The organism is Pseudomonas sp. RL_15y_Pfl2_60, assembly GCF_963970595.1.
Lineage (GTDB): Bacteria > Pseudomonadota > Gammaproteobacteria > Pseudomonadales > Pseudomonadaceae > Aquipseudomonas.
In genome coordinates this window covers 387,797-411,183 of record NZ_CAXAOE010000006.1, presented here as the reverse complement: position 1 = coordinate 411,183, position 23,387 = coordinate 387,797, and the positions used below count along the sequence as shown (strand labels likewise).

The following is a 23,387-nucleotide window of genomic DNA, read 5'->3' as shown; positions in this document are numbered from 1 at the left end:
CACGCCGATAAACATCAGCACAAAGAGTGCGACGAAGAGGAACAAAATAGTCATCAGTTATGCTCCTCGTGTTCTTTCAATTTCAATGCATCTGCCGCTTCATCAGCCAAGCCCAGGCCGGTTTGCTGGTTACTCAGAATGCGCACGAAGATTTCCAGAAAACGGATAAACACCATGGCGTAGCCAAAAGGCACGATGGCGGTGATGTGCCATTGCTGGATGCCGTAATGGCCGAGGTCTTCAGCGCCGATGCCCGCAGTGAACAGGGTCTTGACCCAATCGAAGCTGCCAATGGCGATCATCCCGGCGTATGTCAGGCAGGCAATGCAGGCGATCAAGCCGATTACGCGTTGGATTGGGCGCGGCGCCAGCTTGACCAGCGCATCCACACCGATATGCCCTGCGGTGCGCACACCGTAGGCCAGACCGAAAAATATCAACCAGGCAAACAGGGCCTTGGTCAGGGCAATACTCCAGGTCATGGACTGCGCCATGTCGAGGATATGATCGCCGATCCAGAACAGGGTCTCGCTACCGCCTTCCCAGCGGTCAGCCCAGCTGTAGAAGAAGCTGTAGAGGTTGTTGAGGATTACGTAGGTAAAGGTTACTAGCGTCATCGACCCTAATAAAAAGGCAATAAAGCCTTCTTCGAAGTGGTCCCAAACGCGCCTTAAGGCGTTCATCAATAAGATCTCCAAAGGTGAGGGGCGAAGATCGTGGTAACCCGCGATCTTGCGTAGAGCCCGGTAGCGCGCATGAGGAGGCGTGCTACCGGGTTTCGGGCCGCTGTCGCGGCCAGGTCACCTTAGTTGTTCGAAGCTTCAGCAGCCTTGATCAGGTCAGCGCCGATGTCGCCTTCAAACTTCTTCCAGACTGGCTTCATGGCATCGCGCCATTCAGCACGCTGCTCTGGCGTCAGAGTGATGATCTCGCTGGTTTTAGCATCGATGATGCGCTGCTTATCACCTTCGTTGAGGATCTCGGCTTGCTTGTTCACTTCAGCCGTCACTTCAACCAGGATCTTGTCCAGTTCGGTGCGTACATCTTCAGGCAGGCCGTTCCAGAACTTGGTGTTGGTGATCAGCATGTAGTCCAGTACACCGTGGTTGGATTCGGTGATGTACTTCTGAACTTCGTTGAACTTCTGGCTGTAGATGTTCGAGTAAGGGTTTTCCGCACCGTTTACAACGCCAGTTTGCAGGCCTTGATAAACCTCGGCAAAGCTCATCTTGCGTGGGTTGGCGCGCACTGCCTTGAATTGCTCTTCAAGCACTGCAGAAGCCTGTACACGGAACTTCAAGCCGCGAGCGTCTTTAGGTTCGTGCAGTGGCTTGTTCGCCGACAGCTGCTTCATGCCGTTGTGCCAGTAGCCCAGGCCGGTGATGTTCTTCGATTCCATCGACGTCAGCAGTTCCTGGCCTTGTGGGCTTTGCTGGAACTTGTCGACTGCGTGAATATCGTTGAACAGGAACGGCAGATCGAAAATCTGCAGCTTTTTGGTGTATTGCTCGAACTTGGCCAGCGATGGAGCGATCAGTTGCACGTCACCGAGCAACAGGGCTTCCATTTCTTTACCGTCACCGAACAGCGACGAGTTCGGGTAAACCTCTACCTTTACTTTGCCCGGCAGACGCTCTTCAACCAGTTTCTTGAACAGGTTGGCGCCTTGACCTTTAGGGGTGTTGTCGGCTACGACGTGGGAGAATTTGATCACGATCGGGTCGGCCGCTTGGGCCATACCGGCGATGCTCAGCGACAGGGCGCATGCGAGCGCCTTGGCAGTCATTTTGAACATGCGAATACTTCCTCTTGTTGTGTTTATAGCGTTGAGCGCCGTAGCGCGAAAAACGGGCGAACAACAACAAGTCTAGGCTGCTTGTCAGAAAATGACGGGCGCATGGCAGAGATCACCTGGCTTGTATTTGTTGTATCGCCTGCAAAGGGTAGAGCAACGGCCATGCCAGTGTGTTGCTTTTGCGATAAACAGTTATCCGTTTGAGTGATTAATTTTAAGATTCCCCGCAATAACTGGTTTTCGTGGCCGTTGGAGAGGGTGTGGGTAATTCGTTGCTATGCGTAATACGCATAGCAACAATTGGTTGTTCATTGGTGGTGGCGGTTTTTCGCCAGTTAATCCGCGGTATCTGGCGAGCTTTCGCCAGTGTCGGCGAAACTCAGGCCATGCTTGCGCAACTTGTCGTGCAAGGTCTTGCGGGGCACACCCAAGGCTTCTGCCAGGCTGCGCATCGAACTGTGCGAGCGATTGAGTTCGGCGGCGATAATCGAGCGCTCAAAGCGTTCAACCTGCTCACTGAGTGAGTCGCCTTGAGGGCTCTGTATTGGTGGCTCATCAAGCACCTGCTCAAGACCCAGGCCAAGGCCCAAGGCAAAGCGCTCGGCGGCGTTTTGCAGTTCGCGCACGTTGCCGGGCCAACTGTGACGGAGTAACTGCGCCGACTGTGCTGGCTGCAGAGTGCGATTGGCCAGCGAGTGGCGGGCGCTGGCGTTGTCGGCGAAGTGCTGGAACAGCAGCAGGATGTCGTCACCCCGTTCGCGCAGTGATGGAATACTCAGCGGCGCCACATTCAGGCGGTAATAAAGGTCAGCGCGGAAACGGCCTTGATCCGCCGCTTGGCGCAAGTCTTCCTTGGTCGCGGCAATGATGCGGATGTCCAGTGGAATCAACTGGTTGCCACCCAAGCGCTCGACCACGCGCTCTTGCAGCAGGCGCAGCAGCTTGACCTGCACATCCAGGCTCATGCTTTCGATTTCATCGAGAAACAGGGTGCCGCCATTGGCAAATTCAAACTTGCCGATTCGGCGTTTCTGCGCACCCGTAAAGGCGCCCGGCTCGTGGCCGAACAACTCGCTTTCAACCACCGACTCGGCCAGCGCGCCTGCGTTGATCGCCACAAATGGTCCATCGCGGCGGCTCGACAGGTCATGCAATGCACGTGCGACAACCTCTTTGCCAGCGCCGGTTTCCCCCAGGATCAACACATCGGTGCTGATACTGGCGAGCGCACCGATTTGCTCACGCAAGCGTTGCATGGGCACTGATTGACCTACCAGGCGCGCGGTCAGCTGGTGTTGGTCGGTCAGAGCCAAACGCAGGCTACGGTTATCCAGCACCAAGCGGCGCAAGGCCAGCGCCCGGCGCACGCTGTCGAGCAGGTCTTCGCTGGCAAAGGGTTTCTCAAGGAAGTCATAAGCTCCGGCGCGCATGGCTTGCACGGCGAGCGGTACATCTCCATGGCCGGTGATCAACAGAATCGGCAGCTCGGGGTCCTGCTCTTGCAGTTGCTTGAGCAGTTGCAGTCCATCGATGCCGGGCATGCGGATATCACTGACCACCACGCCTGGCCAATCGCGGGCAATATGCGTGGCGATGTCTTGGGCATTGGCCAGGCTGGTGACCTGCAAGCCTGCTAGATCAAGTGTCTGGCTCAGTGCTTGGCGCAGGTGTGGATCATCATCAATCAGCAAAACCTGAGTACGGGCGTCGAGGGTGGTCATGGAGCAAACCTCAGGGTTGAGCATCAACAATCCGTGTCAATGGGCAGGTGAATATCGGTTGTGGCAATTTTGAGTCTTTACAACAGCTGACCTGACTGACTTAAGACAGCCCACTCAGGCCACAGGTTGATCCAGTTCAAGGCCATTTCAGCGCTGGGTCAGCTTTCGTTGTAATGGTCTTTGTTCATGGTGTTATTGCTGCGCAGCAGGTGCAGGGTCAGTACGGCGCCGCCATCTTTATGGTTGGCAAAACGTAGCTCGCCGCCCAAGGCCCGCATCAAGGCTTCGCAAATGGCTAAACCCAAGCCTAGGCCCTGGGCGCTGGTTTTTGTCGTGTAAAAGGGTTCCAGTGCGCGTTGCAGGGCTTCGGTGCTGAAGCCCGGGCCATTATCTCGCAAATGCAGGTCCAGGGTTGTGTCGGTGAGCTCTGCGCTGATCCATATACGGCGCGGCTGCGGGCACTCACTGAGAGCATCCAGTGCGTTGGCCAATAAATTACCAAGCAATTGGCGCAGGCGCGTTTCACCGGCCTGGACCCACAAGGTCGCATCCGGCAGGTCACGGATCAACTCTACATCCATGGCGCGGCGCCGTTTGGCCAACAGGGCCAAGGCGTCATCAATGGCAGGTTGCAGGGCGACGGTTTCCGGGGCATGTCGATCACGTCGGGCAAAGGCGCGCAGGTGCGAGATGATCGAGGCCATGCGTTCGGTCAGTTGGCTGATCAGCTTGAGGTTGTGGCGGGCATCGTCGTTGCGTTGATGGTCAAGCAGCACCCCGGCATTTTCTGCATAGCTGCGAATAGCCGCCAGGGGTTGATTGAGCTCGTGGCTGATGCTCGCGGACATGGTACCGAGCGCCGACAGCTTGCTGGCCTGGACCAGCTCATCCTGCGCTCGGACCAGCTCTTGCTGAGCGTTTTCTCGTTCAAGCACTTCAAGGCGCAGGCGACTATTGAGTTGCTCAAGATCTTGGGTGCGCTCCAGTACCCGCTGCTCAAGTTGCAGGCGCGCCCGGGCGTCGAGGGCGATACGTTCAAGATAGTGACGCCGCCGCTGCATCAGCAAACCGAGCAGCAGTATCAGCATCAATAAGGCTGCGCCGCCGACAGCGACTGCGCTGCGCACTGGGCGATCGAGCAGCGCGCGGGGCGCAACAATGCTTACCGTCCAGCCGATGTTGTCGAGCTTGCGCGATTGCTGCATCCACGCATCGGGCTGAAGCTTCAATGGTGGCGGTGATTGAATTTGATAGGGCTGTGTGTCGGTAATCGCTGCGCGTTCGGCATTGTCCAGCGCTCGGGTTGCGTGGAAGCGCCAGCCCGGATGCGAGGTCAGGATTACTACGCCGTAATTGTCGGTCACCAGCAAGCGTTCTGGGCGTTCACCCCACAGTGTTTCGGTGTGGTCGAGATCGACCTTGACCACCAGCACGCCAATGACTCCGCTGCTGTCGCGCACGGCAGCGGCAAAGAAGTAACCGCGCTTGCCCGATGTGGTACCTAAACCAAAGAAACGCCCGGGACGACCCTGCAAGGCTTCACGAAAATAGGGGCGGTAAGAGAAGTTGCGATCGACAAATGAGTCGTCCTGCTGCCAGTTGGAGGCCGCCAGGGTTTGTCCATTGGGCGCCATCAAGTAAATAACATCGGCGCCGGTTTGCTCTTTTAAGTCATTGAGCAAGCGGTTTGCGTTATCGCGCTTAGCTCCCGAGTCGGGTTGGCCCAATAGTTGGCGCAAGGTTGGCAGTTGACCCAGAATCGGCGGCAAAACCTCATAACGATTGAGGGTGCCAAGCAGGTTGGCAACATAGAGGTCGAGAATCTGCTGCCTCTGCTCAGCCAACTGTTCGCGGTAATAACGCTCGATAACAATTTGCAGCGGCCACAACAGTGGCGCGAGCACAAGCCCGAGCAGCAGCAAGCTGCGCCAGCGCAGGCGACGGGGGACAGTTGAATGGGTGGTTGCTGGACTCATGCTGCGCATTATGCACAGAGCGAAATAAAAGCGCTTGCCTGAGCACTGAGTTCTCACTCGGGAAGGCAGATGAACCTGCCCGAGTCTGATCAGCCTTGTTTGTGGTTAAGCGATATTGTCGAAGTCGCTGGCATCATGGCGCTCGCGCAGTTGCTCGTGCGGTTCGCCCCAGGTGCGATTGACCATACGCCCGCGCTTTACCGCAGGACGACTGGCAATGTCTTTCGCCCAACGTTGCACATTCTCGTAGCTTTGCACTTGCAGGAACTCAGCTGCATTGTACAAGCCGCCAAGGGCCAGCACGCCATACCAAGGCCAAATAGCGATGTCCGCAATGCTGTATTGATCGCCAGCGATGTAACGGCTATTGGCCAGTTGGCGATCCAGCACGTCGAGCTGGCGTTTAGCTTCCATGGTGAAGCGGTCGATTGGGTACTCGAATTTGCTTGGCGCGTAAGCGTAGAAATGACCAAAACCGCCGCCCAGATAGGGCGCACTGCCCATCTGCCAGAACAACCAGTTGAGTGCTTCAGTCCTGGCGTTCGGCTCGCTTGGCAGCAGTGCGCCAAACTTTTCGGCCAGATGCAACAGGATTGAGCCTGACTCGAACAGCCGTACCGGGCTTGTGCCACTGTGATCCATCAGCGCGGGAATCTTCGAGTTCGGGTTGACCTCGACAAAGCCGCTGGAGAATTGATCACCTTCTGAAATATCGATAAGCCAGGCGTCGTATTCCGCCCCTGAATGCCCAAGCTCCAACAACTCCTCAAGCATCACCGTGACTTTCACGCCGTTGGGTGTTGCCAGTGAGTAGAGCTGCAACGGGTGCTTGCCCACGGGCAGGACTTTTTCGTGGGTCGGGCCGGCAATCGGGCGGTTGATACTCGCAAACTTGCCGCCGCTTTCTTTATCCCAGGTCCAGACGGCGGGCGGGGTGTAGGTGGAGTCATCTTGCATTGTGCGTTCCTCTATTGAGCGATAGTGGATCTGAGCCTAGCGGCTTAATGAGTCTCGGTTGTGCGTGCGTCGGCGATGATCAGTTGCGCCAACTCAGTTAATTGGCCCGCGACATAGTCAGGCACAGGCACGCCGGTTGCTGGCAGCAATGCATTGCATGGACGTGTCAGCAGGGCGCCTTTGCATCCGGCAGCTTGAGCGCCGATGGTGTCCCACAGGTGACAGGCAACCATGACCAGATCGCGTGGCGACACCTTCATCTGATCGGCCACCAGTTGGTAGGTTTGCGGGGCGGGTTTGAATTTCTTTACCGACTCCACGCTGAATGAGTGTTCAAAGAACTCGCTTAAGCCTGCCCGTTCAAGTGCGGTGGGGGATGGGCTGCGGGCTGAGTTGGTTAGCGTCACCAGGCGAAATCCGGCATCGCGCAATAGCTTGAGCGCCGGTACCACGTCGGCGTGGGCGGGCATGGTGCTCATGCGTTGTTTGAGTTCGTCGATATCGGCGGTGCAGATAGTTTTGCCATGGATCGAGGCGAGCATTCTCAGCGCGCCGGCGCCAAGCTCGCCGAACGGGCAGTAAAGGCCGCTGAGGGTCATGGTTTGTGAGTACAGGACCAGCTGTGCGAACCATTCACGCAGCACCGCTGAGTCAGCAAAAACACGTTCAAACAGAGGGTTTAGTGTAGTGATATCAAGCAGTGTTTCGTTCACATCAAACACGATGATGGGCAATTTCTTAGGTGCGGGCATCGGAGAATTCTCTTGCCAAGGCATTTTTGAAGGATCGTTCAAATATAGCTCCACGTTAATTGAGAGTTTACGGTCGATCAAGCTATAATTGAGCGATCACTCAAAATCAATTGAAAACTATCCAAGGACCGCCATGCCCCGTGCTGCATGCTTTGACCGCCAAGTCGCGCTGGAACGCGCTGTCGAGTTATTTTGGTCGAGGGGCTACTACGCTTCCTCCATGAAGCATATTGAGCAGGCGCTGGATATGCGCCCGGGTAGTCTCTACGCGACCTTTGGCAGTAAGAGTGGTTTGTTCATCGAAGCATTGGATGCCTATGTGGCACGCACGGGCGAAAACTTCCGTTTGACGCTGGAAGGGACGCCGAGCATCGTCGATGGATTAAAAGGCTACTTGCGCGCATTTGTGCGTCCATGCGCCGACAAAACCCAGACGCCGGCGCAAGCCTGCATGCTGGTGAAGTCCTTGCTTGAGATCAATCCTGAGGATGCTGAACTGCTGGCCAAAGTTGATGCTGTATTGAACTTGGTTGAGCAACGAATCTGCAAAGCCTTAGAGCAGGCTCAGGCTGCGGCTGAAATACGCCCAGACGTTGACTGCTCAAGACTGGCGCGTTTGCTTCAAGCTCAAATGATCGGCTTGCGGGTGTTTGCCGAGCGCAATATCCCCGATGCTCAGATCGAGGCGCTGGCCGATGATATGGTCAATACGATTGATGCCTACAGGCACGCCTGAGTAGTGCTTCCCGCCATCGTCAAATTCCAGCAGCAGGCCTGACGCTATGAGCGTTTCCAGGTACGCGCTTAGCCATATCAATACTTTTTAAGTTTTGATTGTATACTTTACATATATTTTTAATCTTGAGTTTTTGCCTCTAGCATCTCGTTTGCTGCCACTTGCCTGACAGCTCAAATAAAAACAATTAAACGAGGCAACAATCATGACGAGATGCCACTTGCGTGTCCAAACTGTGCTCGCCGCCAGCTCAGTTTTAACTATTCCCTTTACTGCCAATGCAGCCTTCTTTGAAGACAGCAAAGCCTCAGTCGAGCTACGTAACTTCTACCTCAACAGCGATTATCACCAGCCAGGTGCGAGGCAGTCGCTGCGCGATGAGTGGGCGCAAGGTTTTATCTTGAATTACAGCTCGGGGTTTACCGAAGGCACGGTAGGTTTCGGGGTCGATGCCATCGGTTTGCTTGGCGTTAAGCTTGATTCCGGCCCCGACCGGCAAAACACCGGCTTGCTGCCAGTGGGTGACAACAAAGCGCCCGATCAGTACAGCCAATTAGGCGCAGCGGCCAAGGCGCGTATATCCAAGAGTGTGTTGCGTGTTGGCACTCTGATACCCAAGCTGCCAACTGTGCTGCCTAATGATTCGCGCCTGCTGCCGCAGACATTTCAGGGCGCGCAGTTGCAGTCAAAGGATATCGACAACCTGACTGTGGATCTCGGTCGCCTGACCCAGAACAGCCTGCGTAACTCCAGCTCGAACGATGACATGCTCGTCGCCGGTAAAGGCATCAGTGGTGGGCAGGAGAGTGACGAATTCAACTTTGCCGGGGCCAATTACAAGTGGGACAAAAACCTCACGACGGGCTACAACTACGCGCACCTCGACAAAAACTACCGGCAGCACATCGCCAATATCAAATACAAATATCCACTGGGCGATGAGCAGTCTTTCGAGACTGATATCCGCTATGCCTACTCCAGTAATGACGGCAAGACAAATATCGACAACAAGGCCTTCGGCGCCAAGTTGATTTACAACCTTGGTGGTCACTCCTTCGGCGTCAATTACCAGGAAATGAATGGCAAGACCGGCTTTCCGCACATCGAAGGTACCAACTCCTACCTGGTCAACTACGTAATGATTTCCGCTGACTTTGCCAGCCCGGAGGAACGGTCCTGGCAGGCGCGTTATGACTACAACTTTGCGGCCGTTGGCCTGCCCGGCCTGACCTTCATGACTCGCTACACCAGCGGTGACAACTTTGTCCGCTCGCCTGGTCGCGAGGGCAAAGAGTGGGAGCGCAACACTGATATCGCCTATGTCATACAGAGTGGCCCGCTCAAGGATTTCGGGATCAAGTGGCGCAACGGCACTTATCGCAGTAATGGCGGCAACGATATCGATCAGAACCGTTTGATCTTCAGCTACACCCTTGCGCTGCTCTAAGCGCGGCTGCCTTGACGCTGTCATCGCCAGCTGGCTTGCGATGATCAACCCTGATCTGCCCGGAAGGAACGCAACATGAAATTCAGAAAAAACCTGATCCACCTTGCTGTCGCCTACTCACTTTTTTTCTCCTATGGCGCCCAGGCTGCCAATACGGCAGACCTGCCTTGCCGAACCACTGCTGAATGCGCTGCCCAAGCCGAGAAAATCGGCGCAACAGTGGATAAGCACAGCGGCAAGGGCGGTGCGTATGAGGAGCAGTTCAGCTGGATGAACCGCATCAACAAGGCCTCAATCGTGATGCTCACCGAAGAAGGCGTAGTGACGCCCAAGCTTGGTCATCTGATCGCCGGTGGCGTGCAGCATGTGATCGACCAGGCCAAGCAACCTGACGGCAAGCGGCCAAGTGATGTGCTGCAGGTTGAAAAGATCATGGTTGATAAAATTGGCCCAGAGGCTTCCTTGATTCACTCTGGGCGTAGTCGTCAGGATATGTACGCGACCTATCGTCTGGCGGTGCTGCGCGCTCAGGTTCTGGACTACAGCGACGCCTTGAACAAGGTGCGCGAACGCATGCTTAAAATCGCTGAGAAGAATGTCGACACGCTGGTCCCGGCGTACACCAATGGCGTGCAGGCCATGCCGATCAGCTATGCACATTACTTGCTGGCATTTTCAGCTTCATTCGAGCGGGATGCACAGCGTATCCACGAGCTCTATGCGCGCTTGAACCTCAGTCCTATGGGCACTGCGGTGTTGGCTAACTCTGGCTGGCCCTTGAACCGTGAGCGCTTGGCTGAGTTGCTGGGCTTTGATGGCCTGCGTGAGAATTCGCTCGATGCGGGGCAGGTTTCGACCTTTGATATTCCACTGGAAGCGGCTGGTATCGCCTCATCCTCCGCCATCCGGGTGGGCGCCATGATTGGTGATATCCACACCCAATATCACCAGACGCGTCCTTGGTTGTTGCTGGAGGAAGGGGCAACCTACACCAGCAGCGCCATGCCGCAGAAGCGCAACCCGGGCTTGCTGATGCGCACCCGTGAGTCTGCATCCGATGTGGTTGGGTTGGCGAATGCAACCACCATTCGCGCCCACAACGTGACCACGGGCATGACCGACTATAAAGCCGCGTTCGACTCGCTTGGCCTATTCACTTCGGCGACCCAGATGTTCAAGCGATTGGACAAGGTGTTGGCCGCATTGGTGATCAACCCTGAGCGCGCAATGGAGGAGTTGGATTCAGACTGGACCACGTCCATGGAGCTGGCGGATACCCTGGAGCGTGAATACAAGGTGCCGTTTCGTATTGGCCACAGTTTTGCTTCGCTGATTGTGAGTGAAGCGCGCAAAGAGGGCTATTTTCCAAAGAATTTCCCCTATGCAGACGCACAAAAGCTCTTCACCCAGGCGGCCAAGAAGTACAAGTGGGAGTTGGAGAAGCTGCCTTTGGATGAAGCCGCTTTCCGGGCGACATTATCGCCACGGGCCATGGTTGAATCACGCAAAGGCACGGGCGGGCCACAGCCTGCCGAGGTCAAGCGCATGCTGGCCGAAGCGCAGAAAAACCTGAAAGCTGACCGCAACTGGATGACCGAGCACCGTCAGCACTTGCTCGATGCCGATACTGAGCTGGACAAGGCATTTGCCAAGCTGGTGAAAGCGGCGAACTAGAGCGCTATCGATGCCCGTATAAGGCGACCGGCTGAATACCGGTCGCTTTTTTGTGTCTGCAACAATCTTCTGAAGCCTGCTGCAATTTTGTTGTTTCTGGGCAATGCCATGGCCAAGTTTAATCGTAAATTGTTCCAGCCTTCAGCCCAGTGCCTGGGCTAGTTTCTGTCGATCCAACTCGTTATGCCAACTGGCGAGCGTCAGGCAGGCTACGCAGTTGCCCAGCACGTTTGTCAGTGAGCGGCACTTCATCATGCGTTCCACGCCGATAAGGATACCGATGCTTTCCAACGGCACTATCTGCAGCACGCCCAGGGTGGCGGTCAGGGTAATAAAGGCCGAACCGGCGACAGAGGTAGCGCTTAGGGACGTCAGCAAGCTGACCAGCAAAATGGTCAGGAGCAACTGTGCGTTGAGCTCAATATGAATAGATTGGGCGAGGAATAGCACCGCGACCATCAAATAGATGTTGGAGCCATTGAGGTTGAAGGTATAGCCGGTAGTCAGCGTCAGGCGCGCAAGCTTGCTATTGCAGCCTGCGGCTTCCAGTTTGTCGATCAGGCGAGGCAATGCCGCCACCGACGAGCCCGTGGAGGCGACCAGAAAAAGCTCTTCCTTGATGTAGCCCACTAGCCGCCACAGGCTGACGCCACTCAAGCCAAGCGCTAGTGTCAATACGGCAAGGATATACAGCAGGCTGGCGGCGTAGGCGGTAGCGACGAATTTCGCCAGAGGAATGGTCGCGGCAGCGCCGTAAACACTGATGGTAAAGGCAATGGCGCCAAAGGCGGCCAGCGGGGCGAAGCGAATAATAAATCGCATTACCCGGAATACAAGGCCGACAGAATCATCAAGCATCTGCCTGAGTCTGATTCCCTTGTCACCTGAAAGGCCGAGCAAGAGCCCCGCCACCAAGGCGGCAAGCAGTACTTTGAAGATTATGCTGTGGCCGAATGCAGCAGCGAGCAATGTGGGTAAGTGTGAGACAGAGATAAGATCAGCCGTTGCCGCGGTGTGCGGGTTGCCCTGTTCGAGCATGGGCATATCCGCCCCGGGCTGTAGGAGCAAGGTAACCGACAAGCCACAGACCAAGGAGAGCAGTGACATTAGCTGCCAATAGCCAACTGTGCTCAGGCCCAGCTTCAGGCTCGTGCCGTATCCGCGCAAACCGGCCACGCTTGAGGCAATGAGCACGAACATCACAACCGGCGTGATCAAGCGCACCGCTGCAATAAACAGGTCACTGAAGGCTTTCATTTCGATTGCCAACGAGGGCTTCCAGACACCCAGCAGGCTGCCAAGCACTACCGCCAGCATCAACTGAGCAAGACCAGAACGAACAACTCTGAGCATCAGTAATTCTTAATTATTATTGGTTTAATCCCCTGCGCCGTCCGGGGTCTCACATCCTATCCCATCACCCGTGGATTCGGTATCGTGCAGCGCAGTTACTCACTCGACACATGGTGAACTCGTCATGGAATTGCGTCATCTTCGTTACTTCGTCATGGTCGCTGAGGAACAGCATTTCACCCGTGCCGCTGCGAGGCTGAACATGCAGCAACCGCCCTTGAGCCAACAGGTTCGCGCATTGGAGCAGGAGCTTGGGTTTGATCTTTTTGTGCGTCATCCCAAAGGCGTTGCTCTGACCGCAGGCGGTAAGGTTTTCCTGGGCGAAGCCAAAGATATTCTGCGCAGGGTAGAGCTTGGCTCACTCAAGGCCGCGCGAACGGCGCAGGGTATAGAAGGCACCTTGAGTGTTGGTTTCACCAGTTCGGCAGCTTCACATCCGTTGATTCCGCAGATTATCCGCAGTTACCGGGAACGCTATACGGGAGTTGATATCAGTCTGCATGAAGGCAACGCCAGCGAGCTGACCGAGAACGTCATGGCCGAGCATACCGACATCGGCATTCTTCGTGCGCCGGTCGCGCATCCCAAGTCCGCGCAATATCAGCGTTTGTTGAATGAAGAGCTGTTGCTGGCACTGCCATCAGGTCATCCGTTGCTCAAAGGGCAATCGCCCGCCAGTGAAATGAGTGTGTCGTTGGCCGATCTGGTGGATGAGCGCTTTATCCTGGTTCGCCGGCCTGGAGCTCCCGGCATGTACGCCAATCTTGTGCAGGCGTGTCGCAATGCCGGTTTTGAACCGACAATTGCCTTTGAGGTTGAGCGCATGCTGACCAATGTCAGCTTGGTGGCCGCGGGTGCAGGTATCTCAGTGGTGCCAGCCTCTATGCAGGGCTTTCATGAAGGCAGCGTTGTCTATTGCCGCATACGCGATGCCAAGCCCCGACTGACCGCGCCAATCACGCTGCTGTGCCGCAGCTTCAACCAGTCGCCACTTATCACCCATTTCATTGAGCTGGCCCAGCAGTTGAGCAGCCAATACCGCAAGCGCTCGGTACAGCACTCCAGTTGATCGGTGAGGCGCCAGCTTCTTGCTGCGTCCCGCAGTTTGCGGTGCCCAGACTATTGCGCCGAAACCGTAGTCAGGCCGTGCCCACCAGCTTTGACATCTGTGCGATAGCGCGGGCGCGTTTTCGCAAAAATAGCAGGCTAGAGCGCGTAGCTCGATCCAGAAGCCAATAATTATTGGCTGAATTAGATTACCCATAACTTTAGTATGGGTTTTGTGGGTTAGTGGGGCTCAAAGTAAAGTTTCCATTAGGGGTAACGATAGTTAGTTACCAACCTAGGAGGGTACTTTGATGATTTTAAGACAACTGAAATTGGCACCTCGCTCTATTATTTGTTTTGGCTTTTTTTGTCTGATAATCATGACTATAGGTCTGCTGTCGTTGTATCAGGCAGGAAAACTGAATGATTTCGAGACGTATGTGGAGACTAACGTCTTGAGCAGTATCAAAATCGTCAGTGAAATGGATCAAGAGTTCACGGGGATTCGAGCCAATAATGCACGCCTAAGGAACGCGCTAGAACCTAAAGAGCGTACCGCTAAGGCACTTAATGACATCAAGCAGGCACGGGTGCGGATAACCGGCCACATGGAGTCGCTGCTTCCATACATCATCACTCCAGAGGGACGTGAGGCGTACGCTGACTTTGTCAAAACGCGGGATGCTTACGTTATCACCCAGGATAGATACCTTGCGACCATTGCCCGCGGGGATCTAGAGGCTGCTGTTAAACAATCTAGCAGCGACATGCGAGTGGCGGCACAGCAGGTTCAAGCTGCCTTGGACGAGCTTGCTAGGGTCAATGATGAAAAAGCTGAGAGAGCAGGTATCGAGGCAGATGCAATTTACTTGCAGACCCAGATAGTGGTTTGGGTGTCGATCGCCATTGGTTTTGCTGCCACTATAATTCTTGCCCTGCTGTATACCCGAAGCCTGACAGTGCCCATTAGCTATTCATTGGCAATTGCTGAGCGTATCGCCGATAACGATTTGAGCCAGCAGATCATCGTTGAGGGCTCGGATGAAGCTGCGAAACTGATTGCGTCATTAGCCATCATGCAGACTAAGTTGCGTGATGCCCTGGCGATGATTGGCGATTCATCAACCCAGCTAGCCGCGACGTCTGAAGAAATGCATGCCGTCACCGAAGGTGCTGCGCAGACGATTCAGCGACAAAGTCATGAAATTGAGATGGCGGCTACCGCTGTGAATGAAATGAGCGCCGCGGTCGAGGAAGTCGCCAGCAATGCGTCCTCGACATCGCAGATGACTTCGCAGTCCAGCGAATCTGCAGCAGCAGGCAAGGCTCAGGTCGACGAAACAGTTAGCGCGATTAACCTTGTGGTTTCTAATGTCGAGGCCACTTCGAGCGAGGTGCAGTCGCTTGTGGTGATGGCGACCGACATCAGCAAGGTGCTCGATGTGATACGGGCCATTGCCGAGCAAACCAATCTACTGGCCCTGAACGCTGCAATTGAAGCGGCGAGAGCTGGTGAGGCAGGCCGGGGTTTTGCTGTGGTCGCGGATGAAGTCAGGGCACTTGCCCATCGCACCCAGCAATCGACCCACGAAATCGAGCAGATGGTGAGTTCGATCCAGACCGGGACTTCAAATGCCGTATCGTCCATGTCGCAAACCAGTGTACAGGCTCAGAAAACCCTCGAATTGGCGCACAACGCAGGCAAAGCCCTGGTCGATATCACTGAATCGCTGACGCAGATTAACGAACGAAACTTCATGATCGCGACTGCTGCCGAAGAGCAGGCTCAGGTTGCTCGCGAAGTTGATAGGAACCTGGTCAGTATTCGTGATTTCTCTGGGGAGACATCCGAGGGCGCGAGCCAAACAGCACTGGCTACAGCCGAGTTGTCGACCTTGGCCACAGGACTGAATCAGTTGGCCAAGCAATTTAAAGTTTAGATAACATCCTTGCGCCGCTTGGCCCTGCATAGGGTTAAGCGGCGGGCGTGGGGAAATCTTATAGTCTGACGATAGCGTTACCGACGCTAGTCCAGATCAGCAAGGCGTTGGAGCTTGATCATCGAAAATGCTTTCGATGGGTTGCTGGAAAACCCGTCCTATCTGGAATGCCAGCGGCAAGCTGGGATCATATCGACCATTTTCAATCGCATTGATTGTCTGACGTGAGACGCCCAGCATCGAGGCCAGATCTTGCTGAGACCATTTGCGTTCGGCACGAAGCGCCCTGAGTCGGTTTTTCATTGATAGCGGCGCTTGGCAATCATCAGTCCAATTATCCAAGTTGCTCCCATGACCGGCCACACCCAAAGCCATGGCAGGTGAGGGGCGCCTACATTTTCCAGGAATCCATAGCTGAAGGTCAGTAAAGCCGACGCCGCGAATGCGAAACCGAGCGCCTCAAACTGAATGCGCAGGTGCATTTCATCGAGGCGATGCAGTTGCCGAACAATGGCCCAGCAGAGCAAGCCAGCCGGAATCATCGGCGCCAGGGTGATCAATACACGTAGCGCCAGCGGGGCGTCTTGGTACTGGCTAAGTAACAGAAGCGAGACTGCCAGAACCAGCATGTAGAGGGCGATTGCACCACCGAATTCGTAATAATACTTGGTCATGCTGTGTGCTCTGTGGAAAGGGTGCTTTACATTAGCGAGGGGCAAGCAATATGTAAAGCATGCTTTCCATTTTGCGTGATAGCCAATTACAACTCGTATTCGTCGTGGCGCCGGTTCCAGCCATAGGGTTCGGTCTGCGGCCAGCCAGGCGGTGATTCTTCCCAATTCTCTTGGCGGCCATAGGGGGTCAAATCCAGATAGCTCCAATGCGTGCCAAGGTATTCAACCCCGCGTGCACCCGTGTAATAGGTTCGATAAACAGTGTCTCCGTCACGGAGAAACACACTGGCGCCATGCTTTTCACCTGATTCGGTAGTGGCACCGAAGTCGTAATTAAACTCACTTTGGTACGACGAATACCAGGGAATGGCATCGGGCCAGCCCATGCGAGTTCTGTACTTCTCGAGCTTGTCCAGAGGCGCGCGTGAAACCATCACCAATGATGTGTCACGGGCAAGCAGGTGGGCCGGATGTGTCATCGCATCCGCAACCCACGAACAGCCGTCACAGCCGGCCTCCCAATCGGGGCCAAACATGAAGTGATAGACAATGAGTTGGCGCCGTCCTTCGAATAGGTCAAGCAAGGATGCGGTTCCCTCCGGTCCTTCAAACGAGTAGTGCTTTTCAACTTTTACCATTGGCAGCTTTCTGCGCTCGGCATTCAGGGCATCGCGGGCGCGGGTGAACGCTTTTTCCTTTATCAGGAACTGGTCCAGCGCTGTTTTCCAATCTTGCTGGGACACAACTTGTGGCAGTGGTCGAGACATGACGCAACCTCCCTCCAAGTGCAGTTGAAGGGCGGCTCGTGGCACTCAACTGCGGGTTATTGAGAGCATAACGACGACTTACATAGCCTAGTTCAAAAGACGATTGGTGACGCACTGGCCTAGCCGGGTCGCGGAACCAATACAACGTATTTGCCCTGGCTAACGGGGCGCAAGCAGGCATTGACCAGTGTCGCGAGTTTATAAGCTTGTAAGCGGGACGGCTCGAACAGTAAAATGCGAATAATTCACATTTGCAGAGGGCCGGCAGTGTCCCACCTCACGACCAGCAAGCTGGGATTCTTCTTTAGCGACCATCATCGCTGGCTCCTTCAGCACGTCCAGCGTCGCCTTCGCAACTACGCTGACGCCGAAGATACCGCTGCAGAGACCTTCTGCCAGATGTTGGTATCTAGCGTCGACCCGGACAGCATAGAACAGCCGCGGGCCTATCTATCGACCATCGCTCGTCGGTTGATTTCCGATCGCCATCGCCGGCGCCGCCTTGAGCTCGCCTACCTTGAGCGGCTATCTGCATTACCTGAAGCCTTGGCCCCTTCACCGGAAGAACTCGCCTTGCTGGTCGAGGCATTAAGCGCCATCGACCGCTCCCTTGCTGGCCTGCCGCATGCGGTGAAAAAAGCCTTTCTCTTCAGTCAGCTTGACGGTTTCAGCTACCAGGAAATCGCTAGCCGCTTGGGGGTGTCTGAGCGGACAGTAAGCCGCTACATGACTCAGGCCCTTCGCCAGTGCTACCTGACCGGTATGCAGCCATGAGCCAAATTGCTTTGAACCGAGCAGGCCAGGAGGCCATCGATTGGATGGTGCGCTTGCGCGCGGCCACGCCAGATGCACCGATGCAGGCAGGCTTTGAAGCCTGGTTGTCGAGCGACCCGGCAAATGCCGCTGCCTGGAGGCATCTGCATCAAGGGCTTGGCGGTCACTATGAAACCTTGCGCAGTTTCGAGCGGCGCACGCAGGGCTTGGCGCGTGAGGTTTTGCTGCAACCTGCTGTATCGCGGCGAAAGGTATTGCGTGGTTTGACCGGCCTCGGCCTGTTTGGCGGCGGATTGTGGCTGTTGGGGCGCACTCGACCAGGCCAGGCAATGTTCGCCGACTTAAGCACGGGCACGGGCGAACGAATGCGCTACGATCTCGACGATGGCAGCCTGCTCAACCTCAACGCAGGCAGTTCAGTTGATATTAATTTCACCGCCAGCCAACGCGTGCTCTATCTGCGTCAAGGCGAATTGGTCGTGCAGGTTGCCCCGGACCCAGACCGACCATTTATCGTGCGCAGCGACCAAGGTTCTGTTCGTGCGCTTGGTACCCGCTTTCTGGTACATCAGGAGCAGCAAGCTACACGTGTGCTGGTGCTTGAGCATTCGGTTCAACTCAGCTTGCCGAACGGAGTTTCGCAGACGTTGCACAAAGGCGACGCAGCTTTGTTGCACGCGCGTCATATAGAACGTTTGGGAAGCGCAGAGAAGCATCGCGCCGATTGGCTGCAAGGCCAGTTGAGTGTGATCGACGAGCCTCTCGAAGCCGTGATCGAAGCGCTGAGATCCTATCGACCTGGATTGATTCGTGTCGACCCAGAGGTTCGCTCGATACGGGTGCAGGGCGTCTATCCGCTTGATGACCCCGAACGGACACTGACTGCCTTGGAGGAGACCCTGCCGATTCGCATCAGCCATTACGGGCCCTGGTTGACCCTGATCGATGCGCAGGATTGATCCTCACTTGCCGTGCGATCCCTTTCATGCGGTTTCGAGTTGCAGGAAATAATTTATGGAAATCGCTCTCATTCGTGTCTGGTTTTCCTGTTTCGTCCCACCTATCTCCTGACTACATAAATTTACTCAGGAGCATTCCGTGTTCAAACCCCGCGCCCTTGCCATAGCCATCGCGCTCACTTCTGTTGGTCCGTTAGGTTTCGCCTACGCTGAGCCTGTCGCCCAGCAGACGTTGCGCTTCGATCTGCCCGCTGCCAGCCTGAGCGAGACGATCAATGCTATTGCTCGCCAGAGTGGCCAGGTGATTTCCTTGGAACCCGCGTTGGTGCGGGGTAAACAAGCGCCTTCTGTACAAGGAGAGCTAACCGCAACACAGGCTCTGCAACAGGCCCTGAAAGGCTCAGGCCTGGAGTTGAAGGTAACCCAGAGCGGCAATTTCAGCGTGCAGCCCAAGGCGCAAACCAATGGCACTATTGAGCTCAAGGATGTCACCGTCACAGGGCAAGCGCTTGGGGCAACTACCGAAGGCAGCGGCTCGTACACCTCAGGTGTGGTTACCATCGGCAAGGGCACGCATAGGCTCAAGGAAATCCCCCAGTCCGTCAGCGTGATCACCCGCCAGCAACTCGACGACCAAGGCATCACCGACCTGCGTGACGCCGTAAACCAGACCACCGGCCTAGTCGGCGCCACCGGTATCGGCCCGGGCATGGTGATTTCATCACGCGGATTCCAGATTGATGACTGGCAATATGATGGTGTACCAATCCCGCGTAATACCTATGTGTTGGGAAATTGGGCGACCCAGGATCTGGTGTTCTTTGATCGCGTGGAAATTCTGCGCGGCGCATCCGGCCTGCTGCAGGGCGCTGGCAGTCCCGGTGGGGCGATCAACCTAGTGCGCAAGCGCGGCCAAACCGCGCCTACGGTCAGCTTCACTGGCAAGGCTGGTTCCTGGGATCACTATGGTTTGCAGGCGGATGCCGGTGGTCCTCTGAATGAGAGCGGCAGCATTCGCGGGCGCATGGTGGTCGATCAGGACGACACTCATTCTTTCACCGATTACGTGTGGAGCAAGACCACCTCGCTGTACGGCGCGTTGGACTTCGATCTCAGCCCGGACACTACCTTGGGTGTGGGCATAAGCAATACTGACCTTGATTCGCGGCCAATGGTCCGTGGCCTGCCGCGCTACCCCGACGGTAGCGACATCGGTTTTTCGCGCTCGACCTACAGTGGCGCCACCTGGAACAGCAACGATATAGAGCAGAACACGCTATACGCTGATCTAGAACATCGTTTCGATGACAACTGGCGCTTCAAAGTTGGCGCCGTGCGCATGCGTGAGCATAACGACTCGCTGCATCAGCGCATGCACGGTGATGTTGCAGACGATGGCAGCGGCCTGGACTTCGCTGACTGGCTCACTAACTTCGAGTCGACCAAGCTCGGCCTGGACATGTTTCTCAACGGCAAATTCGAAGCCTTCACCCTGGAGCAGGAAATCACCGTCGGCGGCAACTACTCCAAATACACTTCGGATGACTTCTACGCGCGGCGCTTCGTGCCGGGCGGTAATATCTTTGATATCGACCATCATCGCCCAGAACCGAGCCTGGACGATATCCTCGCCTCGCCGGGCGGACGCGGCACCAATGCCGAGTACGACATCCGCCAGAAGGGGCTTTATGGCAGTTGGCGGGTTAAGTTGGCCGAGCCGCTGACGGCCGTGGTCGGCGCCCGCGTCAGCTGGTACGACTACGCCTACATGCTTCCTGACGACGATTACAAGGACAGCATAACCGAGACCGGCGAGTTCACCCCCTATCTGGGCTTGGTCTACGACTTGACTCAGGAGTGGGCGGTATACGCCAGCTACACCGATGTATTTGAGCCACAGAGCGGCCGCACGGCCCAGCAGCAGATGCTTGAACCGGTGATCGGCAGCAATTATGAAGTTGGTCTCAAGGGCGAACTGTTCAACGGCCGGGTCAACACTTCGCTGGCTGTGTTCCGCTATGACCAGAAGAACCGTGCGGTTACCGACGAGGCCTCAGGCTTCGCCTGCGATGGTTGGTACTGCTCAACTGCATCTGGCAAGGTGCGCAGCCAGGGCATCGAGGCAGAGATAAGCGGTGAAGTGCTGCGCGATCTGCAACTGTTTGCTGGCTACACCTACAACACCACCAAGTTCCTTGATGACCCAGATAACGAAGGCAGCATCTACAGCCAGTGGACGCCCAAGCACATGCTGCGCATGTGGGCTGATTACCGCTTACAAGGTCAATGGGACCGCGTCAGCCTCGGCGGCGGCTTTACTTCGCAAAGCCATACCGTCAGTTTCGACCGGGAGTTCGACGTACCCGGCTTCACCGTCTGGAATGCCCGCATGGGTTACCGTTTGAGCGACGAAATCGATCTGGCCGTCAATGCCAACAACCTGTTCGACAAACGCTACTACCTTCCAGGCTTCGCCGCCGCAGACGGGAGCAACAATTTTGGCGACCCACGCAACCTGATGTTCAGCGTTAAATACACGCCGCAGTTCTGAGCGGAGGCTGTGACAGCAATCGGGTGCGGATCAATACCACAGTCAAGGTAACCCGCCATATGCCGGGTTCGGTTCCGCCTCCAACCTATTTAGCGGCCTATCCTTTCAAAGACAAAATTGACCGATGGCAGGAGATCGAGTTTCACGTTTCGCATCTGCGTATCTGGACTGGCGCGATTGATGCGGGCAGCGACTCGCTGGATAACCCAAACCGGGATGGATTTCACATGCGCGGTTTTCATGGCGTGACACCTGAAACGCAATTTACCAGTCACTATTTCTGGACGATAGCAACTAATCCTAAGAGCAACCCTGAGGAAACCAAAGCAAAGGTCGTTGAGCAGACGGCAATGACTTTCGACGAGGACAAGGTTGTGATCGAGGCCCAGTACCAGAACATGCTTGCGTTTGGTCCAAAGCCGATGGTCGACATCCATGTTGATGTTGGGGCAAATCGCGCTCGTAAGATCATTGAGCAGCTTCGCCAAGCATCCTGCTGACCCACAATCGCTAATTTACAACGAGCCCGCAGTCAGGCTCGGCATCTTTGATCAGATGCTCTGTAGTGTCCTGAATATGTACCAGAAGGTGGAAGCCAAATTCAGTAAATCGCGCAGAAACAAAAAAGGCCCACCGCGAGGTGAGCCTTTTTTGTTGTTTCGTATGGTGCCGGCACCAAGAGTCGAACTCGGGACCTACTGATTACAAGTCAGTTGCTCTACCAACTGAGCTATACCGGCATTTGTGGGGCGCATTATATAGATAAGTTTCTGGCTGACAAGAGCTTTTAGCAGGGTTTTTTGTTCGTCTAGCTATGAGCAGCGAATTTCTTATGCACAACTGGTTAGTAATTAATCAGTTTGTGCTAGGTAAATGTGCTTGTCATCACATAGTCACATAAGCGTCTGTTTTTGTAGATAATTAATTATTTGGCGAAAATAGTCGGGTTTTTGTCAGTCAGATTGCAGAAGCTGTAGAGCTGCTTTCCCAGAATCTATCAACAAAGTTATCCACAGCCTTGGCGGGCAGATCCGATACGTTCAGCGACCAGCATAAGGTTGCGTGGCGTGAGCTCGCGCGAACAGAAGGTGCCGAGTTGAACGGCATAACCTTGCTCGCACAAATACAGGGCACGATCGAGCAACAACCAGACTTCCAGCGGTCGGCGAAACAGGCCGCGCAGCAGCTCCAAATTGCGTACCTGAGCTAATAATTCCCAGCCTTTGGCTTCAAGTTTGAGCCAGTCGGTCGAGGCGGGTGGCGGCGGTATTTGCTTCAGCGCTGCCAAGTCGATACAAAATTCGGCGAAGGGTTTGTTAAGCCAGGAAGAGGCAAGCGAGGGCGTGGGTAAATACTCGTCAAGCCCACGTATTTCGCGCTGTAGAGAATCGAAAGCCAAGCGACGGGCCATGGAAATATCACGCTGTTTTTGCACACGCGCACCGGCAGTTACCGTTTCGCTCAAGGGCAATCCGAGGTCTTGTATGGATAGTTCAAGCCCTGCTGCCTTGGCCGGTTGTGACAGCGGTTTGTAATGTTGGGTGCTGATCCGGTTGTAGCAGCAGGGCGCAATCGCCAGTTGTTGGCAGCCTACCTCGCTAGCCAATTGGATCAAGCGAACATGCAGGTCGCCACAGGCATGCAGCGCCACGGCTGTGTGCTCGGTTTTGAGTTGTTTTATTGCGCTTGGCGCCAGTACATCCTGTTCAATATGCTGGGCATTAATGCCCAGCTTTTGACTGAGCTTCGCACCTTTATCCACAAGCTCGGGGTCATGTTCCAAACAACTCAGTGGCTGGCCTTGTCGGGCTAATAATCGTCCGAGATGGCCTTTGCCTGAACACCAGTCGAGCCAGTGTTTCGTTGGCTGTTCAAAGCTCAAGCTGCTGGCGAATGCCTGAATTTGCAGCCACTTACGCCCGGGAATGTCATTGCTCAAGCGGTTAGGTAGCTGAGGACTATTTATGAGTGGCAGTGGGGCAATCTGGCACAGCGCTTGGGCTTGCTCTGCCAGGCTCGCAAAGGGTTCAGGGGCGTTTAGCTTGTGCGGTTCAGCCTGGGCTTGCTCGGCCTGCGCCAGGCTGCGTGATTTCAGCCAGGTCGCCAATTGGCCGTGGGTTTGTTCCCATGCCATGGGGCGGTCACTGAATGGGCGCGGGCGCCAGAGCGCTTGATGCTCGCTAAGGAAGCGATTTAGCGCTTCAAAGTGCTCGGTTAGGTCCTTGGCTGGCATGGGCTGTGTCTACATTAAGCTGCAGGCCATT

Annotated in this window: 19 protein-coding genes, 1 tRNA gene and 1 pseudogene; 9 read left to right on the top strand and 12 right to left on the bottom strand. The window is 55.4% G+C overall.

Going from position 1 to position 23,387, the window contains the following annotated elements; all coding sequences use genetic code 11:
- Window positions 1–53: 53 nt before the first annotated feature.
- The 6 genes from AACY26_RS18290 to AACY26_RS18265 all read right to left on the bottom strand — a co-directional run bounded on the left by AACY26_RS18290 (window position 54) and on the right by AACY26_RS18265 (window position 7,243).
- Window positions 54–683 carry a TRAP transporter small permease gene (locus tag AACY26_RS18290; protein WP_339516089.1) on the bottom strand — a complete coding sequence of 210 codons (630 nt, stop codon included), beginning with the start codon at window positions 681–683 and terminating at the stop codon, window positions 54–56.
- A gap of 122 nt (window positions 684–805) precedes the next feature.
- Window positions 806–1,795 (bottom strand): C4-dicarboxylate TRAP substrate-binding protein DctP, encoded by a 990-nt coding sequence (dctP, locus tag AACY26_RS18285; protein ID WP_010488693.1) that lies wholly within the window; start codon window positions 1,793–1,795, stop codon window positions 806–808.
- A gap of 335 nt (window positions 1,796–2,130) precedes the next feature.
- A complete protein-coding gene (locus AACY26_RS18280; RefSeq protein ID WP_339516087.1) occupies window positions 2,131–3,516 on the bottom strand; it encodes a sigma-54-dependent transcriptional regulator in 1,386 nt (461 codons plus the stop codon).
- Between the two features lie 158 nt (window positions 3,517–3,674).
- The gene (locus tag AACY26_RS18275; protein ID WP_339516086.1) at window positions 3,675–5,492 is read right to left on the bottom strand and encodes a sensor histidine kinase; all 1,818 of its coding nucleotides are present in this window, start codon (window positions 5,490–5,492) and stop codon (window positions 3,675–3,677) included.
- 105 nt (window positions 5,493–5,597) lie between these two features.
- Window positions 5,598–6,449: a glutathione-dependent disulfide-bond oxidoreductase gene (gene yghU, locus AACY26_RS18270; RefSeq protein ID WP_339516084.1), complete on the bottom strand. Its 852-nt coding sequence runs from the start codon at window positions 6,447–6,449 to the stop codon at window positions 5,598–5,600.
- Window positions 6,450–6,493: 44 nt separating this feature from the next.
- Window positions 6,494–7,243, bottom strand: coding sequence for a haloacid dehalogenase type II (locus AACY26_RS18265; RefSeq protein ID WP_339516082.1), 750 nt, complete (start codon window positions 7,241–7,243; stop codon window positions 6,494–6,496).
- 91 nt (window positions 7,244–7,334) lie between these two features.
- Between AACY26_RS18265 and AACY26_RS18260 the strand changes: the two genes are divergently transcribed.
- From AACY26_RS18260 to AACY26_RS18250, 3 genes are all read left to right on the top strand, one after another.
- Window positions 7,335–7,937 (top strand): TetR/AcrR family transcriptional regulator, encoded by a 603-nt coding sequence (locus tag AACY26_RS18260; RefSeq protein WP_339516080.1) that lies wholly within the window; start codon window positions 7,335–7,337, stop codon window positions 7,935–7,937.
- Between the two features lie 205 nt (window positions 7,938–8,142).
- On the top strand, window positions 8,143–9,384 hold the full coding sequence (locus AACY26_RS18255) for an OprD family porin (RefSeq protein ID WP_339516078.1): 1,242 nt from the start codon (window positions 8,143–8,145) through the stop codon (window positions 9,382–9,384).
- A 75-nt stretch (window positions 9,385–9,459) separates the two neighbouring features.
- Window positions 9,460–11,058 carry an argininosuccinate lyase gene (locus AACY26_RS18250; protein ID WP_339516076.1) on the top strand — a complete coding sequence of 533 codons (1,599 nt, stop codon included), beginning with the start codon at window positions 9,460–9,462 and terminating at the stop codon, window positions 11,056–11,058.
- A gap of 141 nt (window positions 11,059–11,199) precedes the next feature.
- On the opposite strand, the gene AACY26_RS18245 is transcribed toward AACY26_RS18250, so the two are convergent.
- Window positions 11,200–12,411, bottom strand: coding sequence for a cation:dicarboxylate symporter family transporter (locus tag AACY26_RS18245; protein WP_339516074.1), 1,212 nt, complete (start codon window positions 12,409–12,411; stop codon window positions 11,200–11,202).
- 124 nt (window positions 12,412–12,535) lie between these two features.
- On the opposite strand from AACY26_RS18245, the gene AACY26_RS18240 reads away from it, so the two are divergent.
- Entirely contained in the window at window positions 12,536–13,480 is a 945-nt protein-coding gene (locus AACY26_RS18240) for a LysR substrate-binding domain-containing protein (protein ID WP_339516072.1), read from the top strand.
- Window positions 13,481–13,769: 289 nt separating this feature from the next.
- On the top strand, window positions 13,770–15,398 hold the full coding sequence (locus tag AACY26_RS18235; RefSeq protein WP_339516070.1) for a methyl-accepting chemotaxis protein: 1,629 nt from the start codon (window positions 13,770–13,772) through the stop codon (window positions 15,396–15,398).
- A gap of 96 nt (window positions 15,399–15,494) precedes the next feature.
- Here the strand turns inward: AACY26_RS18235 and AACY26_RS18230 are convergent, their stop codons facing one another.
- The 3 genes from AACY26_RS18230 to AACY26_RS18220 all read right to left on the bottom strand — a co-directional run bounded on the left by AACY26_RS18230 (window position 15,495) and on the right by AACY26_RS18220 (window position 16,839).
- Entirely contained in the window at window positions 15,495–15,701 is a 207-nt protein-coding gene (locus AACY26_RS18230; RefSeq protein ID WP_339516068.1) for a helix-turn-helix transcriptional regulator, read from the bottom strand.
- A complete protein-coding gene (locus tag AACY26_RS18225) occupies window positions 15,698–16,072 on the bottom strand; it encodes a hypothetical protein (protein WP_339516066.1) in 375 nt (124 codons plus the stop codon). The genes AACY26_RS18230 and AACY26_RS18225 overlap by 4 nt, the downstream gene beginning before the upstream one ends.
- Before the next feature lie 86 nt (window positions 16,073–16,158).
- A complete protein-coding gene (locus AACY26_RS18220; RefSeq protein WP_339516064.1) occupies window positions 16,159–16,839 on the bottom strand; it encodes a DUF899 domain-containing protein in 681 nt (226 codons plus the stop codon).
- A gap of 267 nt (window positions 16,840–17,106) precedes the next feature.
- Here AACY26_RS18220 and AACY26_RS18215 point away from each other — a divergent pair, with 267 nt between their 5' ends.
- From AACY26_RS18215 to AACY26_RS18200, 4 genes and pseudogenes are all read left to right on the top strand, one after another.
- Entirely contained in the window at window positions 17,107–17,613 is a 507-nt protein-coding gene (locus AACY26_RS18215; protein WP_339516062.1) for a sigma-70 family RNA polymerase sigma factor, read from the top strand.
- The gene (locus AACY26_RS18210) at window positions 17,610–18,572 is read left to right on the top strand and encodes a FecR family protein (RefSeq protein ID WP_339516060.1); all 963 of its coding nucleotides are present in this window, start codon (window positions 17,610–17,612) and stop codon (window positions 18,570–18,572) included. The genes AACY26_RS18215 and AACY26_RS18210 overlap by 4 nt, the downstream gene beginning before the upstream one ends.
- 139 nt (window positions 18,573–18,711) lie before the next feature.
- Window positions 18,712–21,123 carry a TonB-dependent siderophore receptor gene (locus AACY26_RS18205; RefSeq protein ID WP_445261326.1) on the top strand — a complete coding sequence of 804 codons (2,412 nt, stop codon included), beginning with the start codon at window positions 18,712–18,714 and terminating at the stop codon, window positions 21,121–21,123.
- 38 nt (window positions 21,124–21,161) lie between these two features.
- Window positions 21,162–21,623, top strand: a pseudogene (locus tag AACY26_RS18200) (aromatic ring-hydroxylating dioxygenase subunit alpha); the annotation flags it as partial.
- Window positions 21,624–21,787: 164 nt separating this feature from the next.
- On the opposite strand, the gene AACY26_RS18195 reads toward AACY26_RS18200, so the two are convergent.
- Together AACY26_RS18195 and AACY26_RS18190 are read right to left on the bottom strand one after the other, a co-directional pair.
- A tRNA-Thr gene (locus tag AACY26_RS18195) sits at window positions 21,788–21,863 on the bottom strand.
- 266 nt (window positions 21,864–22,129) lie between these two features.
- Window positions 22,130–23,356 carry a methyltransferase gene (locus AACY26_RS18190; RefSeq protein ID WP_339516058.1) on the bottom strand — a complete coding sequence of 409 codons (1,227 nt, stop codon included), beginning with the start codon at window positions 23,354–23,356 and terminating at the stop codon, window positions 22,130–22,132.
- Window positions 23,357–23,387 lie beyond the last annotated feature (31 nt).

What these genes read in the sequence shown, in the direction of transcription:
- AACY26_RS18240 (WP_339516072.1), top strand. Translation starts at nt 12,536, where the DNA reads ATGGAATTGCGTCATCTTCGTTACTTCGTCATGGTCGCTGAGGAACAG.
- AACY26_RS18230 (WP_339516068.1), bottom strand. Translation starts at nt 15,701, where the DNA reads ATGAAAAACCGACTCAGGGCGCTTCGTGCCGAACGCAAATGGTCTCAG.
- AACY26_RS18290 (WP_339516089.1), bottom strand. Translation starts at nt 683, where the DNA reads ATGAACGCCTTAAGGCGCGTTTGGGACCACTTCGAAGAAGGCTTTATT.
- AACY26_RS18260 (WP_339516080.1), top strand. Translation starts at nt 7,335, where the DNA reads ATGCCCCGTGCTGCATGCTTTGACCGCCAAGTCGCGCTGGAACGCGCT.
- AACY26_RS18245 (WP_339516074.1), bottom strand. Translation starts at nt 12,411, where the DNA reads ATGCTCAGAGTTGTTCGTTCTGGTCTTGCTCAGTTGATGCTGGCGGTA.
- yghU (WP_339516084.1), bottom strand. Translation starts at nt 6,449, where the DNA reads ATGCAAGATGACTCCACCTACACCCCGCCCGCCGTCTGGACCTGGGAT.
- AACY26_RS18210 (WP_339516060.1), top strand. Translation starts at nt 17,610, where the DNA reads ATGAGCCAAATTGCTTTGAACCGAGCAGGCCAGGAGGCCATCGATTGG.
- AACY26_RS18220 (WP_339516064.1), bottom strand. Translation starts at nt 16,839, where the DNA reads ATGTCTCGACCACTGCCACAAGTTGTGTCCCAGCAAGATTGGAAAACA.
- AACY26_RS18255 (WP_339516078.1), top strand. Translation starts at nt 8,143, where the DNA reads ATGACGAGATGCCACTTGCGTGTCCAAACTGTGCTCGCCGCCAGCTCA.
- AACY26_RS18225 (WP_339516066.1), bottom strand. Translation starts at nt 16,072, where the DNA reads ATGACCAAGTATTATTACGAATTCGGTGGTGCAATCGCCCTCTACATG.
- AACY26_RS18280 (WP_339516087.1), bottom strand. Translation starts at nt 3,516, where the DNA reads ATGACCACCCTCGACGCCCGTACTCAGGTTTTGCTGATTGATGATGAT.
- AACY26_RS18275 (WP_339516086.1), bottom strand. Translation starts at nt 5,492, where the DNA reads ATGAGTCCAGCAACCACCCATTCAACTGTCCCCCGTCGCCTGCGCTGG.
- AACY26_RS18235 (WP_339516070.1), top strand. Translation starts at nt 13,770, where the DNA reads ATGATTTTAAGACAACTGAAATTGGCACCTCGCTCTATTATTTGTTTT.
- AACY26_RS18190 (WP_339516058.1), bottom strand. Translation starts at nt 23,356, where the DNA reads ATGCCAGCCAAGGACCTAACCGAGCACTTTGAAGCGCTAAATCGCTTC.
- AACY26_RS18250 (WP_339516076.1), top strand. Translation starts at nt 9,460, where the DNA reads ATGAAATTCAGAAAAAACCTGATCCACCTTGCTGTCGCCTACTCACTT.
- dctP (WP_010488693.1), bottom strand. Translation starts at nt 1,795, where the DNA reads ATGTTCAAAATGACTGCCAAGGCGCTCGCATGCGCCCTGTCGCTGAGC.